The organism is Mesorhizobium sp. M1A.F.Ca.IN.022.06.1.1 (genome assembly GCF_003952605.1).
Classification (GTDB): domain Bacteria; phylum Pseudomonadota; class Alphaproteobacteria; order Rhizobiales; family Rhizobiaceae; genus Mesorhizobium.
On the sequence record NZ_CP034455.1, the window covers coordinates 6,067,439 to 6,084,775 of the forward strand.

Sequence of the window (17,337 nt, forward strand, 5' to 3'; positions counted from 1 at the left end):
CGCTGGAGAGACAGGCGCCATGCGGCTCAAGATCACACACCGGACCGAGTACCGCTACGATGCACCGGTGCAGTACCTGTTGCAGCGACTGCGCCTGATGCCGGTCAGCGGATCGAATCAGACGGTTGCGTCCTGGGTGATCAAGATCGACGGCGCGCGAGAGGAGGTTCGCTTCACGGACCATTTCGGCAATGACACGCGGCTGGTGAGCGCCGAGGGCGGCCAGCACACCATCATAGTCGAGGCGGCGGGCGAGGTGACGACGCGCGACACCGCCGGTGTGTCCGGTGCGCATCATGGTTTCGCGCCGCTCTGGCTGTTCAGCCAGCAAACGCCGCTTACGACCGTCGGCGACGGCATTCGCGACCTGGCCGCGTCGGTCGGGGAGGGGACGGATATCGACAGGCTGCACAAGCTGATGGGCGCGATCCGGGAGCGCGTCGCCTATAAGCCCGGGACGACCAGCGCCGTGACGCCGGCGGAAGAAGCGCTGACGCTCAAGGCCGGTGTCTGCCAGGATCACAGCCACATCTTCACCGCCGTGGCGCGCGTGATGGGCTTCCCCGCGCGCTATATCAGCGGCTATCTGATGATGGATGCCTCGGTCGAGCAGGCGGCAAGCCATGCCTGGGCCGAGGCGCATGTGCCGGGCTTAGGGTGGGTTGCCTTTGATCCCGCCAACGGTATCTCTCCCGACGAACGCTATGTAAGAGTGGCGACGGGTCGGGACTATCGCGATGCCTCGCCTGTGTCGGGAATACTGCTGGGGCAAGCGGAAGAGAAGCTTGCCGTCACCGTCACGGTAGAGCAGTAGTCTCTGCCAAGATTCACCAGAAGAGCGACCATGACCTATTGCGTCGGCCTCAAGATCGATCGTGGACTCGTGTTCATGTCGGACACGCGCACCAATGCCGGCATGGATTCGATTTCGACCTTTAGGAAAATGCATGTCTGGGAAGAGCCTGGCGAGCGCGTCATCGTGCTGATGTCTGCAGGCAATCTTGCCACGACGCAAGCCGTGGTCAGCCTGCTGGACGAGCGCAACAAGGCGGCCGGCGACCGTCACGAGAAGCTGCTCGAGACCCCGTCAATGTACCAGACGGTGCGTCTGGTCGGCGAGACGGTGAAAGAGGTGATCGCACACTCTTCGCCCGCCGGCGATCAGGCGGATTCCTATTTCAACGCCTCCTTCATCCTCGGCGGCCAAATCAAGGGCAGCCAACCCCGGCTGTTCATGATCTATCCCGAGGGCAATTTCATCGAGTCGACCGACGACACGCCATTCTTCCAGATCGGCGAGACCAAATACGGCAAGCCGATCATCATCCGTGCCTATGACCGCACGATGAGCCTGGCCGAGACGGTGAAGCTGCTGTTGGTCTCCTTCGACTCGACGCTGAAGTCGAACCTGTCGGTCGGCCTGCCGCTCGACCTGCTCTTCCTGGAACTGGATGCTTTCAAGGTCGGCCTGAAGAAGCGGATCGGTCATGACGACCAATATTACCGAACCATATCGGATGGCTGGTCCAACGCGCTAAAGGCGGCCTTCGCCAGCCTGCCCGATTTTCCCGGCTAGGGCGTTCGCCTACGAAGCGGATGCCTCATTATATTTAACATGTTAATTAAAAGTCGAAGTGGCGGGCCGATCAAGGTCCGGCAGCTGCTGAGAGGATACATGGACAAGAAAGAATTCCGCGATTGGTCGAGGCGAGCCGCGGATTGGGGCGTGGACTACCGGTCCAGCCTGCGCGATCGTCCGGTGCGGCCGGCGATCGCGCCCGGCGACATATTCAGGAGCATCGAAGAGTCGCCGCCCGAGACGGCCGAGCCGATGGAAAAAATCTTCGCCGATTTCGAAACGAAGATCGTGCCCGGGATGACGCATTGGCAGCATCCGCGCTTCTTCGCCTATTTCCCGGCCAACGCGGCGCCGGTCTCGGTGGTGGCCGAGTATCTCGTCTCGGCGATGGCCGCGCAGTGCATGCTGTGGCAGACCTCGCCGGCGGCGACAGAACTCGAGACGCGCATCGTCGACTGGATGCGCCAAGCGCTGGGCCTGCCCGAAGGATTCTCCGGTGTCATTCAGGATTCGGCTTCGTCGGCGACGCTTGCCGCGGTGCTCACCATGCGCGAGCGGGCGCTTGACTGGCAGGGAAACAGACAAGGTCTCGCCGGCCAGGCGAAGCTGCGTGTCTATTGCTCCAACCAGGTTCACACCTCGATCGACCGAGCGATCTGGGTCGCCGGCATCGGCGAGGAGAATCTCATCCGTATCCCGGTAACCGGTCGTTTTCGCGCGATGGACACGCCGGCGCTCGAGGCGGCAATTGTCGCCGATCGCGAGGCCGGCCTGCTGCCGGCGGGCATTGTCGCCTGCGTCGGCGGCACCAGCACCGGCGGCACCGACGACATCGCTGCCGTAGCGGCCGTGGCGAAGCGGCACGGCCTTTACCTGCACGTCGATGCGGCCTGGGCCGGGTCGGCAATGATCTGCCCGGAGTACCGGCATTTCTGGGCCGGTGTCGAGAGCGCCGATTCCATCGTCTTCAATCCGCACAAATGGCTCGGCGCGCAATTCGACTGCTCGATCCAGTTCGTCAGCCAACCGGAAGACCTTGTGCGCACGCTGGCCATCAAGCCGGACTATCTCAAGACCAGAGGTCATGACGGCATCATCAATTATTCGGAATGGTCGGTGCCGCTTGGCCGCCGCTTCCGTGCGCTGAAACTCTGGTTCCTGCTGCGCGCCCACGGACTGGAAGGATTGCGCAAGATGATCCGAAACCATGTAGCCTGGAGCGAGGGGCTTGCCGCACGCCTGGCCGGGGAAGCGGATTTCGAGCTCGTCACCGAGCCGATGTTGTCGCTGTTCTCGTTCCGCCATCGCGCTCCTCAGGGTGCCGATCCAGACGAGCACAATTTGCGTCTCGTCGATGCCATCAACACGGACGGACGCATCTATTTGACGCAGACGCGCGTCGATGGTCGGGTGGCGATCCGCTTTCAGGCAGGACAGTTCGAGACCACGGCCGGCGATATTGATGCGGCCTTCGATGTCGTCACAGAGATTGCGCGCCGGCTTACCATTGAGGCAACGAACTGATTGCAGACCGGTTTGCCTTTGCGAGAAGGTGAATTTCCTTGGCCGGCTGTCCCTTTCCATCACTTTCGTTTTCCGATATAGACGGAAAAAACGAAAATGAAGGATAGCGGATGTTCCTTTCGCCCCGTCACGCCGAGATCATCCAGATGGCGAAGGACAACGGCCGGGTGCTGGTCGACGATCTGGCGACACATTTCAGCGTGACGCCGCAGACCATCCGCAAGGACCTCAACGATCTCTGTGACCAGCGGCTGCTGACGCGCATCCATGGCGGGGCGCTGTTCCCGTCCGGCATCGAGAACATGGAATACGAGGCGCGGCGCAAAATCGCTGCCGATGAGAAGGAGGCGATCGGCCGCGCGGCGGCCAGGCTCATTCCCGACAACGCCTCGCTGTTCATCAATATAGGCACCACGACGGAAGCTGTCTCAAAGGCGCTTCTCGACCATAACGGGCTTATGGTCATCACCAATAACATCAACGTTGCCAATAGGATGCGGATCTATCCTTCGATCGAGGTGGTGATCGCCGGCGGCGTTGTACGCGGCTCCGACGGCGGCGTCGTGGGTGAGGCCGCGGTGGATTTCATTCGCCAGTTCAAAGTCGACTACGCCGTCATCGGCGCCTCGGCCATCGACCATGACGGCGCGCTGCTCGACTTCGACTTTCGCGAAGTGAAAGTGGCGCAGGCCATCATCGCCAATGCGCGTCATGTGATTCTCGTCTCCGACCGGACAAAATTCGAGCGCACGGCGCCGGTTCGCATTGGTCACCTGTCGCAGGTGAACACCTTCATCACCGACCGTTGCGACATCCCTTCGGTGCGCCGGATTTGCGAGGAAACGGAGGTTCGTTTGATCGAGACAGCGCTCGGATAACGTCTCTTCACGGACATCTCACGCACCGGTGATATTTCGTTTGACATTCGGATCGAGTTCGAAATAATCCCGCCACGGTTTCGCGAAACACAAAAATGGTGCAATGCGAAATCGTGGAGGAACCCTGTGGACGCATCTCCGATCCATGACATTTTTGTCATAGGCGGCGGCATCAATGGCTGCGGCATCGCCCGCGACGCCGTTGGCCGCGGATTTTCCGTATACCTCGCCGAGATGAACGATCTCGCCAGCGGGACTTCCTCCGGCTCGACCAAACTGATCCATGGCGGGTTGCGCTATCTCGAGTTCTACGAATTCCGGCTGGTGCGCGAAGCGCTGATGGAGCGCGAGGTTCTGTGGAAGAACGCGCCGCATATCATCTGGCCGATGCGCTTCGTGCTGCCCTACGCCAAGGGCCTGCGTCCGGCCTGGCTGATCCGGCTCGGCCTTTTCCTTTACGACCATATCGGCGGGCGCAAGCTGCTGCCGGCGACCAAGACGCTGGACATGGCCACCGATCCGGCCGGCAAGCCGCTGAAGCCGCTGTTCCGCAAGGCGTTCGAATATTCGGACGGCTGGGTCAACGATGCCCGCCTCGTGGCGCTCAATGCCCGCGACGCGGCCGACCGCGGCGCCGTCATCCGCACTCGCACCAAGGTGGTCAGCGCGCGCCGCGAGAGCGGGCTGTGGACGATCAAGATCCAGAACGTGCTGACCGGCGAGATCGAGGAAGTCCGCGCGCGTCTTCTCGTCAACGCCGCCGGGCCGTGGGTCGATCAGGTATTGGCAAAAACCGTCGGCCAGAACGATGTGCACAATGTTCGGCTGGTGCAGGGCAGCCACATGGTCATCGGCAAGAAGTTCGACGATCCGCGCGCCTATTTCTTTCAGAACAAGGACGGACGCATCATCTTCGCCATTCCTTACGAAGAAGAGTTCACGCTGATCGGCACCACCGACCGCGACTTTCCCGGCGATCCGCATGAGGTGAAGATCAGCGATACCGAGATCGACTATCTTTGCGCCGCCGCGAGCGAATATTTCGCCCAGCCGGTCAAGCGTTCGGACATCGTCTGGACCTATTCGGCGGTGCGCCCGCTTTATGACGACGGCGCCTCGAAGGCGCAGGAGGCGACGCGCGACTATGTGCTGAAGGCCGATGGCGGGGAGGGTGCTGCCCCCTTGCTCAACGCCTTCGGCGGCAAGATCACCACGTTCCGCCGGCTGGCGGAATCGATGTTGGAGAAGATCGAAGGCTTTCTCGGCAAGCGCGGCAAGCCATGGACCGCCAACGCGCCGCTGCCCGGCGGCGATTTTCCGGCGACCGGGTTCGACGAGCAGGTATCGAGGCTCAAGAACGCCTATCCGTTCCTCGACCAACGGCTGGCACGCAGGTTGACCCGGCTTTACGGCACGCGCGCGGAGAAGCTGCTTGGCCTCGCCAAGTCGAATGCCGATCTCGGCCGCAATTTCGGTGCCGACCTCTACGAAGCCGAGGTGCGCTACCTGGTCGAGAACGAGTGGGCGATCACCGCCGAGGACGTGCTGTGGCGCAGGACCAAACGCGGCCTGCATTTCAGCCGCGAGCAGACGGCGGCATTGGAAGAATTCATGCGCGGGTTGAGCAGCCGCCATGTCGCCGCGGCGGAATGAGGATCGAGCGCTGATGCGCAAGGCCTGGGAGGAGGCGTGATGCTGGAATTGAGGAACGTGACGAAGACGGTCGGCGCGCAGGAGCATATCCGCGACGTGTCGCTGACGCTTCAGCACGGCTCGCTGAATGTCCTGCTCGGGCCGACGCTTTCCGGCAAGACCAGCCTGATGCGGCTGATGGCCGGGCTCGACGCGCCAACTTCCGGCTCGGTCTGGTTCGACGGCAAGGACGTCACCGGACAGCCGGTGCAGAAGCGCAACGTCGCCATGGTCTACCAGCAATTCATCAACTACCCGGCGATGACGGTGTACGAGAACATCGCCTCGCCGCTTCGGGTTGCCGGCATCGAACAGGCCAGGATCGACAAGGAGGTGCGCAACGCTGCGGCACTTCTCAAGCTCACGCCCTATCTCGACCGCACGCCGCTCAACCTCTCGGGCGGCCAGCAGCAGCGCACAGCGCTTGCCCGCGCCATCGTCAAGAACGCCAGCCTGGTGCTGCTCGACGAGCCGCTCGCCAATCTCGACTACAAGCTGCGTGAAGAGTTGCGCGCCGAATTGCCGAAGATTTTCGCCGCGGCGGGCACGATCTTCGTCTATGCCACGACCGAGCCGCACGAGGCGCTTTTGCTCGGCGGCAACACCGCGACGCTTTCGGAAGGTCGCGTCACGCAGTTCGGCCCAACCGTCGAGGTTTTCCGCAAGCCGGTCGACCTGGTGACGGCGCGGACCTTCGCCGACCCTCCGCTCAACACCATTGTGCTCGCCAAGAAGGGATCGGACTTCCTTCTCGAAGGAGGCGTGAAGCTGCCGGTGCCGCCCGAACTGCTCGGCATTCCGGATGCCAGCTACACGATCGGCTTCCAGCCGCACCATTTGTCGCTGGAGCGTCCCAACCCCGGCGCCGTGCCGGTGCGGGCCAAGGTCACCATCACCGAGATCACCGGCTCGGAAAGCTTCGTCCATCTCGACTTCGCCGACGCGCGCTGGGTGATGCTCGCGCACGGCATCCTCGATTTCGAGACCGACGACGAGGTCGAGGTGTTCATCGACCCGCGCCACATCATGGTCTTCGACCAGAACGGCCGCGCGGTGACTGCGTCGAAGCTGGCGGCTTGAGGAGGGAGCGATGGCACGCATCGACGTCAACCACATCCGCCACTCCTACCTGACCAATCCAAAGAAGGATTCGGATTTCGCGCTGAAGGAAGTGCATCACACCTTCGAGGACGGCGGCGCCTATGCGCTGCTCGGGCCGTCCGGCTGCGGCAAGACCACCTTGCTCAACATCATCTCGGGGCTGCTCCATCCCTCGCACGGCCAGCTCCTGTTCAACGGCCGGAACGTGACCAATCTGTCGACGCAGGAGCGCAATATCGCCCAGGTGTTCCAATTCCCGGTCATCTACGACACCATGACCGTCTACGACAATCTGGCCTTTCCGCTGCGCAACCGCCGCGTGCCGGAGGCCGATGTCGACCGCAAGGTGCGCGAGACGCTCGACATGATCGATCTCGCCTCGATGGCGAACCGGAAGGCGCGCCGGCTGACCGCCGACCAGAAGCAGAAGATCTCGCTCGGTCGAGGACTGGTGCGCTCGGACGTCAACGCCATCCTGTTCGACGAGCCGCTCACCGTCATCGATCCGCATATGAAATGGGTGCTGCGTTCGCAGCTGAAGCAGCTGCATCGCCGGTTTGGTTACACCATGGTCTATGTCACGCACGACCAGACCGAAGCGCTGACTTTCGCCGACCGCGTCGTGGTCATGTATGACGGCGAGATCGTGCAGATCGGCACGCCGGCCGAGCTGTTCGAGCGGCCGCGCCACACCTTCGTCGGCTATTTCATCGGTTCGCCGGGCATGAATGTGCTTCCGGTTGCGCTCGAAGGCAGGACGGCGTTGCTAGGCTCGCAGCGCATCGAACTGCCGGGCGCACCCAGGGCCGAAGCCGGTCCCGTCGAGCTCGGCATCCGTCCCGAATATGTCCGGCTCGGCCGCGAGGGCATGGCGGTTTCCGTCAGCAAGGTCGAGGATGTTGGCCGCCACAAGGTGGTTCGCGCCAATCTCGAGGGCAAAGAGATCGCCGCCGTCATCGGCGAGGACGATGAGGTGCCGACCGAACCCAGGGTCCGCTTCGATCCGGCCGGCATCAACATCTATGCCGATTCATGGCGCGTCGAGATGGGGGCGTAGATGGAAAAGACCTGGAACAACAAAGCCTGGTTCCTCGTCCTGCCGGTGTTGGTGCTGGTGGCCTTCTCGGCCGTCATTCCGCTGATGACCGTCGTCAACTATTCGGTGCAGGACACGTTCGGCAACAATGTCTTCTTCTGGGCCGGCACCGAGTGGTTCGAGGAGTTGCTGGCGTCCGACCGCTTCTGGGAAGCGATGGCGCGCAACCTGATCTTCTCCTTCATCATCCTGGCGATCGAGGTGCCGCTCGGCATCTTCATCGCGCTCAACATGCCGAAGAAGGGATGGGGCGTGCCGGTCTGCCTGGTGCTGATGGCGCTGCCGCTGCTCATCCCATGGAACGTCGTCGGCACGATCTGGCAGGTGTTCGGCCGCAACGACATCGGCCTGCTCGGCTACTACGTCAACGCATTCGGCATCGACTACAACTATGTCCAGGATCCGATCGACGCGTGGGTCACCGTCATCATCATGGACGTGTGGCACTGGACGAGCCTGGTCGTGCTGCTCTGCTATGCCGGCCTGGTTTCGATCCCGGACGCCTTCTACCAGGCGGCCAAGATCGACGGCGCCTCGCGCTGGGCGGTGTTCCGCTACATCCAGCTGCCGAAGATGCAGCGGGTGCTGCTGATCGCGGTGCTGCTGCGCTTCATGGACTCCTTCATGATCTATACCGAGCCCTTCGTTGTCACCGGCGGCGGTCCCGGCAATTCGACCACGTTCCTGTCGATCGACCTCGTCAAGATGGCGCTCGGTCAGTTCGATCTCGGTCCGGCGGCGGCCATGTCGCTGGTCTATTTCCTGATCATCCTGTTGTTGTCGTGGGTGTTCTACACCGTGATGACCAACTACGACGCGGAGCGCTGAGATGGCGAGCGCAAACGAGACGACACGCGTAAGCGAAGCGGCGGTCACCGAGGTAGGCAGCACGCTTTCGCAGGACGAGGTGGCGAAGCTGATGCGGCGCCGGGGCGAGGAATCGCGCTGGTGGTGGATTGTGCCGACGCTCTACATCGTCGTGCTGCTGCTGCCGATCTACTGGCTCATCAACATGAGCTTCAAGACCAATGCGGAGATCGTCTCGTCGCTGACGTTGTTCCCGCACAATCCGACGCTGGCAAACTACCGCACCATCTTCACCGATGCGTCCTGGTATTCGGGCTACATCAATTCGATCACCTATGTGGTGATGAACATGGTGATCTCGGTGGCCGTGGCGCTGCCCGCGGCGTACGCCTTCTCGCGCTACCGCTTCCTCGGCGACAAGCACCTGTTCTTCTGGCTGTTGACGAACCGCATGGCGCCGCCGGCGGTGTTCGCCCTGCCGTTCTTCCAGCTCTATTCGGCCTTCGGCCTGATCGACACGCATATCGCGGTGGCGCTGGCGCACTGTCTGTTCAACGTGCCGCTGGCGGTGTGGATCCTGGAAGGCTTCATGTCCGGGGTGCCGAAGGAGATCGACGAGACCGCCTATATCGACGGCTATTCCTTCCCGCGCTTCTTCGTAAAGATCTTCATGCCGCTGATCGCGAGCGGCATCGGTGTCGCCTGCTTCTTCTGCTTCATGTTCTCTTGGGTGGAGCTTTTGATCGCCCGAACGCTGACGACGACCGACGCCAAGCCGATCGCGGCCACCATGACCCGCACCGTCTCGGCCGCCGGCATGGACTGGGGGCTGCTCGCCGCAGCCGGCGTGCTGACGCTGATCCCCGGCGCGCTCGTGATCTGGTTTGTGCGCAACTATATCGCCAAGGGCTTCGCCCTGGGGAGGGTGTGATCGATGAACCTCGACTTCTCCTGGATGGCGTGGACGTTGCCGACGGCGGCTTTCTTCGGAACCGTATTGCTGCTGCTGGTCGGCATGGCGGCCTGGGAATATGCCTCGCCCGGCGGCAATCCGCGCGTCGGGATCCTGCGCTTCGAAACGACGCGCGGCGACCGCCTCTTCCTGTCGCTGCTCGGCAGCGCCTTTATCCATCTCGCTTGGCTGGGTCTCGTTGGACCCAACCTGTGGTGGGCTCTCGCTCTCTCCGTGGTCTACGCGATCGGCGTATTCCGATACGTATAGAGGGGGAAATAGTTGGAGCGGCCGCGTGCCGGCGGCCGCTCCAGATCGCACTTGCAACCTAAGACTGGAGGAAACACATGCGACGGCAAATTTTTACATCAACGACAGCCATTGCACTATTGCTGGGCGTAGGTAACGCCTATGCCGGTATGGACGAGGCAAAAGCCTTTCTCGACAAGGAGATAGGTGATCTGTCGACGCTTTCGCGCGCCGATCAGGAAAAGGAAATGCAGTGGTTCATCGACGCAGCCAAGCCGTTTGCCGGCATGGACATCAAGGTCGTGTCGGAAACCATCGCCACCCATTCCTATGAATCGCAGGTGCTGGCGCCGGCCTTCTCGGCCATCACTGGCATCAAGGTCACCCACGACACGATCCAGGAAGGTGACGTCGTCGAGAAGATCCAGACCCAGATGCAGACCGGTCAGAACCTCTATGACGGCTGGGTCAACGACTCCGACCTGATCGGCACGCACTGGCGCTACCAGCAGGTGCGCAACCTGACCGACTGGATGGAAGGCGACGGCAAGGACGTCACCAATCCGAATCTCGACCTGAAGGACTTCATCGGCACCTCGTTCACGACGGCGCCCGACAAGAAGCTCTATCAACTGCCGGACCAGCAGTTCGCGAACCTCTACTGGTTCCGCTACGACTGGTTCAACGACGAGAAGAACAAGGCCGACTTCAAGGCCAAGTACGGCTACGACCTCGGCGTTCCCGTCAACTGGTCGGCCTATGAGGACATCGCCGCGTTCTTCACCGGCCGCGAAATCGATGGCAAGAAGGTCTACGGCCACATGGACTACGGCAAGAAGGACCCGTCGCTCGGCTGGCGGTTCACCGACGCCTGGCTGTCCATGGCCGGCAACGGCGACAAGGGCATTCCGAACGGCCTGCCGGTCGACGAATGGGGCATCAAGGTCGACGAGAATTCGCGGCCCGTGGGCTCCTGCACCGCGCGCGGCGGCGACACGAATGGTCCGGCTGCCGTCTACTCGATCCAGAAATACCTCGACTGGCTGAAGGCCTACGCTCCGGCCGAAGCGCAGGGCATGACCTTCTCCGAATCCGGCCCGGTTCCGGCGCAGGGTGGGGTGGCCCAGCAGATCTTCTGGTACACCGCTTTCACCGCCTCGATGGTCGACGCCAGCGCCAAGGCGGTGCTGAACGACGACGGCACGCCGAAGTGGCGCATGGCGCCTTCGCCGCATGGTGTCTACTGGAAGGACGGCATGAAGCTCGGCTACCAGGACGTGGGTTCCTGGACGTTGATGAAGTCGACGCCGACCGACCGCGCCAAGGCCGCCTGGCTTTACGCCCAGTTCGTCACCTCGAAGACCGTCGACGTGAAGAAGAGCCATGTCGGCTTGACCTTCATCCGCGAGAGCACGATCCACGACAAGAGCTTCACCGAGCGCGCTCCGAAGCTCGGCGGCCTGATCGAGTTCTACCGCTCGCCGGCCCGCGTCCAGTGGTCGCCGACCGGCACCAACGTGCCTGACTATCCGAAGCTCGCTCAGCTCTGGTGGCAGGCGATCGGCGATGCGTCGTCGGGCGCCAAGACCGCGCAGGAAGCGATGGACTCGCTTTGCGCCGAGCAGGAAAAGGTCATGAGCCGCATCGAAAAGTCGGGCGTCCAGGGCGATATCGGCCCGAAGATGGCCGAAGAGCATGATCTCGAATACTGGAACAAGGACGCGGTCTCGAAGGGCAACCTTGCGCCGCAGTTGAAGATCGAGAACGAAAAGGAAAAGCCGATCACCATCAACTACGACGAGCTGGTGAAGAGCTGGCAGCAGCAGTAACTGCATGACGCAGGCCCGCGAGCCTGTGTAGGAAATGCAGGGGAGGCGGCTTGGCCGTCTCCCCTGTTGCATGAGAAGTGGAGGGACGAAATGAGCGGTTTTGTGCTGGCCATCGACCAGGGAACGACCTCGACCAGGGCGATCGTCTTCGACAGCGAAATGAAAGTCGCCGGCACGGGCCAGCAGGAATTCACGCAGCATTATCCGGCTTCCGGCTGGGTCGAGCATGATCCGGAAGACATTTGGGCAAGCGTGCTCGCGACAGTGAAGGCGGCGCTGAAGGCTGCCGGTTGCGCAGCATCGGATATGGCCGCGATCGGCATCACCAACCAGCGCGAGACGGTGGTCATCTGGGACAAGGCGACGGGAAAACCGATCCACAACGCGATTGTGTGGCAGGACAGACGAACCGCGCCGCTTTGCCAGAAGCTCAAGAAGCAAGGGCTGGAGAAGACGTTCACGAAAAAGACCGGGTTGCTGCTCGATCCCTATTTCTCCGGCACCAAGATCGCCTGGATGCTGGACAAGGTGAAGGGCGCGAGAAAGCGCGCCGAGAAAGGCGAATTGCTCGCCGGCACGATCGACAGTTTTCTCATCTGGCGCCTGACCGGCGGCAAGGTACACGCCACCGATGCCACCAACGCCTCGCGCACGCTGGTCTACAACATCGAGAAGAATGTCTGGGACGACGAGCTGCTGTCCATCCTGAACATACCGGCCGCGGTCCTGCCGCAGGTGAAGGACTGCGCCGATGATTTCGGTGTCACAGAAAAGAGCCTTTTCGGCGCCGAGATGAGGATTCTCGGGGTCGCCGGCGACCAGCACGCAGCGACCATCGGCCAGGCCTGTTTCGAGCCGGGCATGATGAAGTCCACCTACGGCACCGGCTGCTTCGCGCTGCTGAACACCGGCGCCGATCTGGTGCGCTCGAAGAACCGGCTCTTGACCACCATCGCCTATCGGTTGAACGGCAAGACCACCTATGCGCTGGAGGGCTCGATCTTCATTGCGGGTGCCGCCGTGCAATGGCTGCGCGACGGCATCAAGGTGATCGGCAAGGCCGAGCAGAGCGGCGCGCTGGCGGCGACCGCCGATCCGGCGCAACAAGTCTATCTGGTGCCGGCCTTTGTCGGCCTGGGCGCACCGCACTGGGACGCGGATGCCCGCGGCGCGATCTTCGGCCTGACGCGCAATTCAGGCCCGGCCGAGTTCGCGCGCGCGGCGCTCGAATCCGTCGCCTTCCAGACGCGCGACCTGCTCGACGCCATGCGCAAGGATTGGAAGGGCGCTTCCGCCAAGACCGTGCTGCGGGTCGACGGCGGCATGGTCGCATCGGATTGGACCATGCAGAGGTTGGCCGACATCCTCGACGCGCCGGTCGATCGGCCGACCATCCTGGAAACGACCGCGCTGGGTGCCGCCTGGCTTGCCGGATCCAAAGCCGGCGTGTGGCCGAAGGCGAAGGAGTTTGCCAAGACCTGGGCTCTCGATAAGCGCTTCAAGCCGGATATGGACGCCGCCACCCGTTCCGCCAAGCTGAGTGGCTGGCGCGACGCAGTGCGCAGGACGCTGAGTGTGCAATGAGGGGCGCGGGAGACACGGCAAGGCGAGGGGGCATGAAGCATCCGGACTGGTACCCCGCATGGCGTGACGAGGCTTTCGACCAACTGAACGCCAAGAACCATCGTTTGGAGGATGAATTCCGCCTCGGCAGCTGGCAGCGCTACGACTATGACTTAACCACCGGAAAACTGCTTTTTTCGGCAGATGGTGTCGTCAAGGTGGTCGCTCACATACAGATTGCCGGCTCTACAAGCGCCAAGGCGGACAACTGGCTATGGGCTTGGGCAAATTCAAATTTGCCGGGCGACCTTCTCAGCGACGCCAAACTGGTTCGGTCATTCGGCGAGGAGAAGGGCATAGACGAACTGGCGCAGGCTTATGTGCTCGACGTGGCCGATGACCTCGAAGCGCTTGGTTGGGGACTGACCGGTGCCATGGTTCGGATTTGCAACGCGCTCGGAGCCTATCGCTCACCCCGAGGGGAAGGCGGGGGCCTGTACCTGATATTGAAAAGCGTCAACTGGGCCAGCTGAACGAACAGAGAGCCCGTGCCTTGCGGCACGGGCTCGGTCAACGACCCTGGATACTGACTGGAGGCTGTCAGTAGGGCGAAACGCACTGCTGACGCGGGCCGTTGTAGGGCTGGAAAGTGTTGTCCGAGGCGCGATAAGACCGATAACGGTCATAGCACCACTGCACATGCGCATCGCCGCCACGATAGACGCGGTTCTGGCTGTTGATGATGGCGCCGGTAATCAGCGCGCCGGTGGCGAAGGCAGCGAGCGGGAACCAATAATCGCCATGCCGGCGATAGCCGCGGCGATATTCACGGTAGCCGCGATGGCCATTCCAGTAGACGACGCCGTCGCGACGCGAGAAATCGCGGTTGAAGCTGCGGTGTCGTCTCCAATCCCGATACTGCACGGTCTGGACATCCGACCAGAGGCCCTGGGATTGTGGCACATAAGCTGGCTGAGCGTTGACCGGCACCACCTCCGCCGCGATGAACGACGCCGAGAGGGCGGCTGCCATCAGGCCTGATGCGATCCTTTTCATCGATGTACTCCTCGAGGGTTGGTAATCGTCCCTGTGTTGCGAAACGGGTCTGGGTTGCAATGGTTCCCGCTTCCCCATCAACCTGTTGTTATCGTAGGGTTTCTGAAGCAGCCCGGGTCCGGGTGATTGGCGGAGGCACCGAAAGCTTCTCCCGGGCATCTTAACCGCTCCTTTGGAATCCGTTCAAAATCCGCCTTGGAAGCTGGTGTTTTTCCGGTTGACCGGTCGCGGCACTCTCCCTATGTTCCGCGCAATTTCGAGGGCGGCGTTTTGAGCCCGCGGGAGCGCGTAGCTCAGCCGGTAGAGCAACTGACTTTTAATCAGTAGGTCATGGGTTCGAATCCCATCGCGCTCACCAAATTTCCAACCCATTTCAACGAGATAAGCTCTGGCTGCGAAACGGGCAGACCGCTTTGATGCCCCGCGCGTTACCTATGGCTGCCCAATTCGTGATTGGGACCGAGAAAGCCCGGCAGCCGAAACGACCCGACCAGGTGGCATTTGGTCTTCCTGTCTCGTCTTGGGACGGGAATGCTTGGCATTGGCTTTGCACCGCAGACATGGCCGGCGTGATCCCCGGCAACTCGTCGGGCTTGAAGGCCGTTGTTGGGGGCCTCGCCCGGCGAGTTCTTCCCAAAGCGCTTCGATGCCAGCTCGCGTTAAGTTGACGGCATCCTTGGCGCAGCATCCCGCCTAGGCCGCTCAACAGCCTTCCGTGAATTCTGACTGCCAGGTTCCGCAAGATCGCTTGCGGCGAGTCACTCATGCTCGGCATGCGGCTTGCGCGGGCAGGACGGTTGCGCGATGCTGCCGTTGGGGAGTGGTGTCGCAATATCGATTCTGTGGAATCACCACTATGTTCGTTGACTACTATGAGCTGCTCGAGATCAGCCCGAACGCGAATTCGGAAACGATCGAGCGGATATTTCGTTACTTTGCCATGCGCTACCATCCCGACAATCGGGATACCGGCAATGAGTCACGCTTCAGCGAAATCGTAGAGGCCCATAATACGCTCAAGGATCCAGTCAAACGCGCCCAATACGATGTCCAGTATAGAGACCATTTGAGCGTTCGCCGCGAGCTCGCCGAAGAAGCCAGCGATGCCAAAGGGCTTGAACGGGACGTTGTCATCCAGGCCAAGCTGCTGTCGCTTCTCTATGTAAAACGTCGACAGGACGTCAACAATCCTGGCATCGGCGATGAAGAGCTCGAACGCTTGTCGGGCTGCCCGCGAGAACATCTGGAATTTCATCTTTGGTATCTGAAGGCAAAGAGCTGGATAGCAAGGATCGAAAACGGGATGTTCGCGATCACCGTAGACGGCATCGATCGCGCCAATTCAGAGCATCGCCGTGAAACCGTCGCAACCAGGCTGCTGGATCATGCAACTTGACGATGCCCTCTGCCGGCTGATCGGTTGCTTTTACATTCGCGATTGCTTGTGTTCGAATTCCGCCGGGGCCATGGTTGCCCGGCGAGTAGGATCGATCCGGTGTGGGCCGGCCGCGCCATGCCTGGTTCCGTGCAACCGGGCAGGTAGCGTCAGGATGGCGGCCCAAGGGGAGGATAAATTGCCCGAGAAGAAGGTGATTGCCGTCAAAGACTGGACTTGCGCCATGAGTGACGAACTCGGCCGCGTGGCCCTGACCGTCAATCCGACAGACGGTGAGCCGATCCTGGTCTTGCTGACGATCTTTCAGGCGGCAAAGATGGGGCGCGAGCTGCAGTCGCCGAAACGCGTTCAGTTTTCCATCTAACTGGGGATCGACACGTCGGCAAAGGCTGGAGCGGCACCCCAATCTTGTCGCCAGGCGGGGTGGCGGCTAAGCTCGATCCTTCCCGAAGGAGAGCTCGACCATGGCACTTGACCTTTCGGTGGATGCTTCAGCCGCTAAAGCGGCGACGCTGCCTGGCAAATATCTATTTGGCCCGGTCGCCGATTTCCTCATGCTCGGCGGCAGCGCGTTTCTGATCCTGCCCATCCTGTTCCTGGTGCCGCTCGAATATGAAGGCCTCGTCGCTGCAACCATGGTCGTCGTGGCATATCTGGTCAACTACCCCCACTTCGCCCACTCGTACCAGATTTTCTATCGCAATTTCGGGCGCAAGGTGAGGGGCAGCGGATACGAGAAGAGCCTGCAGCTTCGCTACATTTTCGCGGGCATCGTCGTCCCCCTGATCATGGCCGCGTTCTTTGCATATGGCGCGGCAAGGGCGGACACTCAGCTGCTGGGATACGCAGCCAACGCCATGTTCTTCTTCGTCGGTTGGCACTACGTCAAGCAAGGCTACGGCATGCTGATGGTCGACGCCGTCCTGAAGCGTAAATTCTTCGACAATCGTGACAAGAAGGTGCTGCTGGTCAACAGCTATGTCGTGTGGATCCTGGCATGGCTCCAGACGAACACGGCGGTGACCCAAGGGAAATATTACGGCCTGGAATATTACACATTCGCGGTCCCTTCCTGGATAACCAACATTGCCCTGCTAGCGGCCGTCGTCTCGACGGCGGCCACGGTTCTGATGCTGATCAACCGCTGGCACAGAAATGGTCATGCGCTGCCGTATAACGGCATCGTAGCCTATGTCGCGTCGCTCTATCTGTGGATCCTGATTGCGAGGATAAACCCGCTCTGGCTGCTAGTGGTGCCGGCGCTCCACTCGCTGCAGTATCTGGCCGTGGTCTGGCGCTACCAGACGAACGTCGAGCGCGACGTCGCGGATGCCGCACAAAATCCGCAACCGAAGGTACTGTCCTTTCTCGGACCTCTCTACAGGCTTAGAGTTCTGGGATTCATCGTCGGGGGTGGTGCGCTCGGATATCTCGGCTTCTGGCTTATGCCGATGGCGATGACCGCCTTGATCCCCTACGACAAGCAAGTCCTCGGGTCCTCGCTGTTCTTCTTCATCGTGCTGATCTTCATCAACGTGCACCACTATTTTCTGGACAACGTGATGTGGCGCCGCGGCAATCCTGAAGTGTCCAAATATTTGTTCCGCTAACGCTG

17 protein-coding genes and 1 tRNA gene are annotated in these 17,337 nt (G+C 61.5%); 17 read left to right on the forward strand and 1 reads right to left on the reverse strand.

The features are described from left to right. Nucleotides 1-19 precede the first annotated feature (19 nt). From EJ078_RS28860 to EJ078_RS28920, 13 genes are all read left to right on the forward strand, one after another. Entirely contained in the window at nt 20-814 is a 795-nt protein-coding gene (locus EJ078_RS28860) for a transglutaminase family protein (RefSeq protein WP_127216941.1), read from the forward strand. Nucleotides 815-844: 30 nt separating this feature from the next. Next, a complete protein-coding gene (locus tag EJ078_RS28865) occupies nt 845-1,576 on the forward strand; it encodes a peptidase (RefSeq protein ID WP_066992517.1) in 732 nt (243 codons plus the stop codon). 99 nt (nt 1,577-1,675) lie between these two features. Beyond that, nucleotides 1,676-3,103: a pyridoxal-dependent decarboxylase gene (locus tag EJ078_RS28870; RefSeq protein WP_127847351.1), complete on the forward strand. Its 1,428-nt coding sequence runs from the start codon at nt 1,676-1,678 to the stop codon at nt 3,101-3,103. A 110-nt stretch (nt 3,104-3,213) separates the two neighbouring features. After that, nucleotides 3,214-3,981: a DeoR/GlpR family DNA-binding transcription regulator gene (locus EJ078_RS28875; RefSeq protein WP_066992523.1), complete on the forward strand. Its 768-nt coding sequence runs from the start codon at nt 3,214-3,216 to the stop codon at nt 3,979-3,981. Between the two features lie 126 nt (nt 3,982-4,107). After that, the gene (glpD, locus tag EJ078_RS28880) at nt 4,108-5,634 is read left to right on the forward strand and encodes a glycerol-3-phosphate dehydrogenase (RefSeq protein ID WP_127403854.1); all 1,527 of its coding nucleotides are present in this window, start codon (nt 4,108-4,110) and stop codon (nt 5,632-5,634) included. Nucleotides 5,635-5,673: 39 nt separating this feature from the next. After that, the gene (locus EJ078_RS28885) at nt 5,674-6,753 is read left to right on the forward strand and encodes an ABC transporter ATP-binding protein (RefSeq protein WP_095825324.1); all 1,080 of its coding nucleotides are present in this window, start codon (nt 5,674-5,676) and stop codon (nt 6,751-6,753) included. Between the two features lie 10 nt (nt 6,754-6,763). Further along, nucleotides 6,764-7,831 carry an ABC transporter ATP-binding protein gene (locus tag EJ078_RS28890; protein ID WP_095827792.1) on the forward strand — a complete coding sequence of 356 codons (1,068 nt, stop codon included), beginning with the start codon at nt 6,764-6,766 and terminating at the stop codon, nt 7,829-7,831. After that, nucleotides 7,832-8,698: a sugar ABC transporter permease gene (locus EJ078_RS28895; RefSeq protein ID WP_066992534.1), complete on the forward strand. Its 867-nt coding sequence runs from the start codon at nt 7,832-7,834 to the stop codon at nt 8,696-8,698. Nucleotide 8,699: 1 nt separating this feature from the next. Then, nucleotides 8,700-9,608 (forward strand): carbohydrate ABC transporter permease, encoded by a 909-nt coding sequence (locus EJ078_RS28900; RefSeq protein WP_066992537.1) that lies wholly within the window; start codon nt 8,700-8,702, stop codon nt 9,606-9,608. Between the two features lie 3 nt (nt 9,609-9,611). After that, entirely contained in the window at nt 9,612-9,899 is a 288-nt protein-coding gene (locus tag EJ078_RS28905) for a DUF2160 domain-containing protein (protein ID WP_067319787.1), read from the forward strand. A gap of 77 nt (nt 9,900-9,976) precedes the next feature. After that, on the forward strand, nt 9,977-11,707 hold the full coding sequence (locus tag EJ078_RS28910) for an ABC transporter substrate-binding protein (protein WP_066992542.1): 1,731 nt from the start codon (nt 9,977-9,979) through the stop codon (nt 11,705-11,707). 90 nt (nt 11,708-11,797) lie between these two features. Beyond that, on the forward strand, nt 11,798-13,291 hold the full coding sequence (glpK, locus tag EJ078_RS28915) for a glycerol kinase GlpK (RefSeq protein WP_067319790.1): 1,494 nt from the start codon (nt 11,798-11,800) through the stop codon (nt 13,289-13,291). Nucleotides 13,292-13,323: 32 nt separating this feature from the next. Beyond that, nucleotides 13,324-13,803, forward strand: a complete 480-nt coding sequence (locus EJ078_RS28920) for a DUF6882 domain-containing protein (RefSeq protein WP_067319793.1) — start codon at nt 13,324-13,326, stop codon at nt 13,801-13,803. A gap of 67 nt (nt 13,804-13,870) precedes the next feature. Here the strand turns inward: EJ078_RS28920 and EJ078_RS28925 are convergent, their stop codons facing one another. Further along, the gene (locus tag EJ078_RS28925) at nt 13,871-14,326 is read right to left on the reverse strand and encodes a BA14K family protein (RefSeq protein WP_095777749.1); all 456 of its coding nucleotides are present in this window, start codon (nt 14,324-14,326) and stop codon (nt 13,871-13,873) included. 282 nt (nt 14,327-14,608) lie between these two features. Here EJ078_RS28925 and EJ078_RS28930 point away from each other — a divergent pair. From EJ078_RS28930 to EJ078_RS28945, 4 genes are all read left to right on the forward strand, one after another. Beyond that, nucleotides 14,609-14,684: transfer RNA gene (locus EJ078_RS28930), tRNA-Lys, on the forward strand. A 498-nt stretch (nt 14,685-15,182) separates the two neighbouring features. Then, nucleotides 15,183-15,722, forward strand: coding sequence for a J domain-containing protein (locus tag EJ078_RS28935; RefSeq protein ID WP_067319800.1), 540 nt, complete (start codon nt 15,183-15,185; stop codon nt 15,720-15,722). A gap of 178 nt (nt 15,723-15,900) precedes the next feature. Continuing rightward, nucleotides 15,901-16,086: a hypothetical protein gene (locus tag EJ078_RS28940; RefSeq protein WP_066992556.1), complete on the forward strand. Its 186-nt coding sequence runs from the start codon at nt 15,901-15,903 to the stop codon at nt 16,084-16,086. 100 nt (nt 16,087-16,186) lie between these two features. Then, nucleotides 16,187-17,332 (forward strand): hypothetical protein, encoded by a 1,146-nt coding sequence (locus EJ078_RS28945; RefSeq protein WP_127216302.1) that lies wholly within the window; start codon nt 16,187-16,189, stop codon nt 17,330-17,332. Nucleotides 17,333-17,337: the final 5 nt, after the last annotated feature.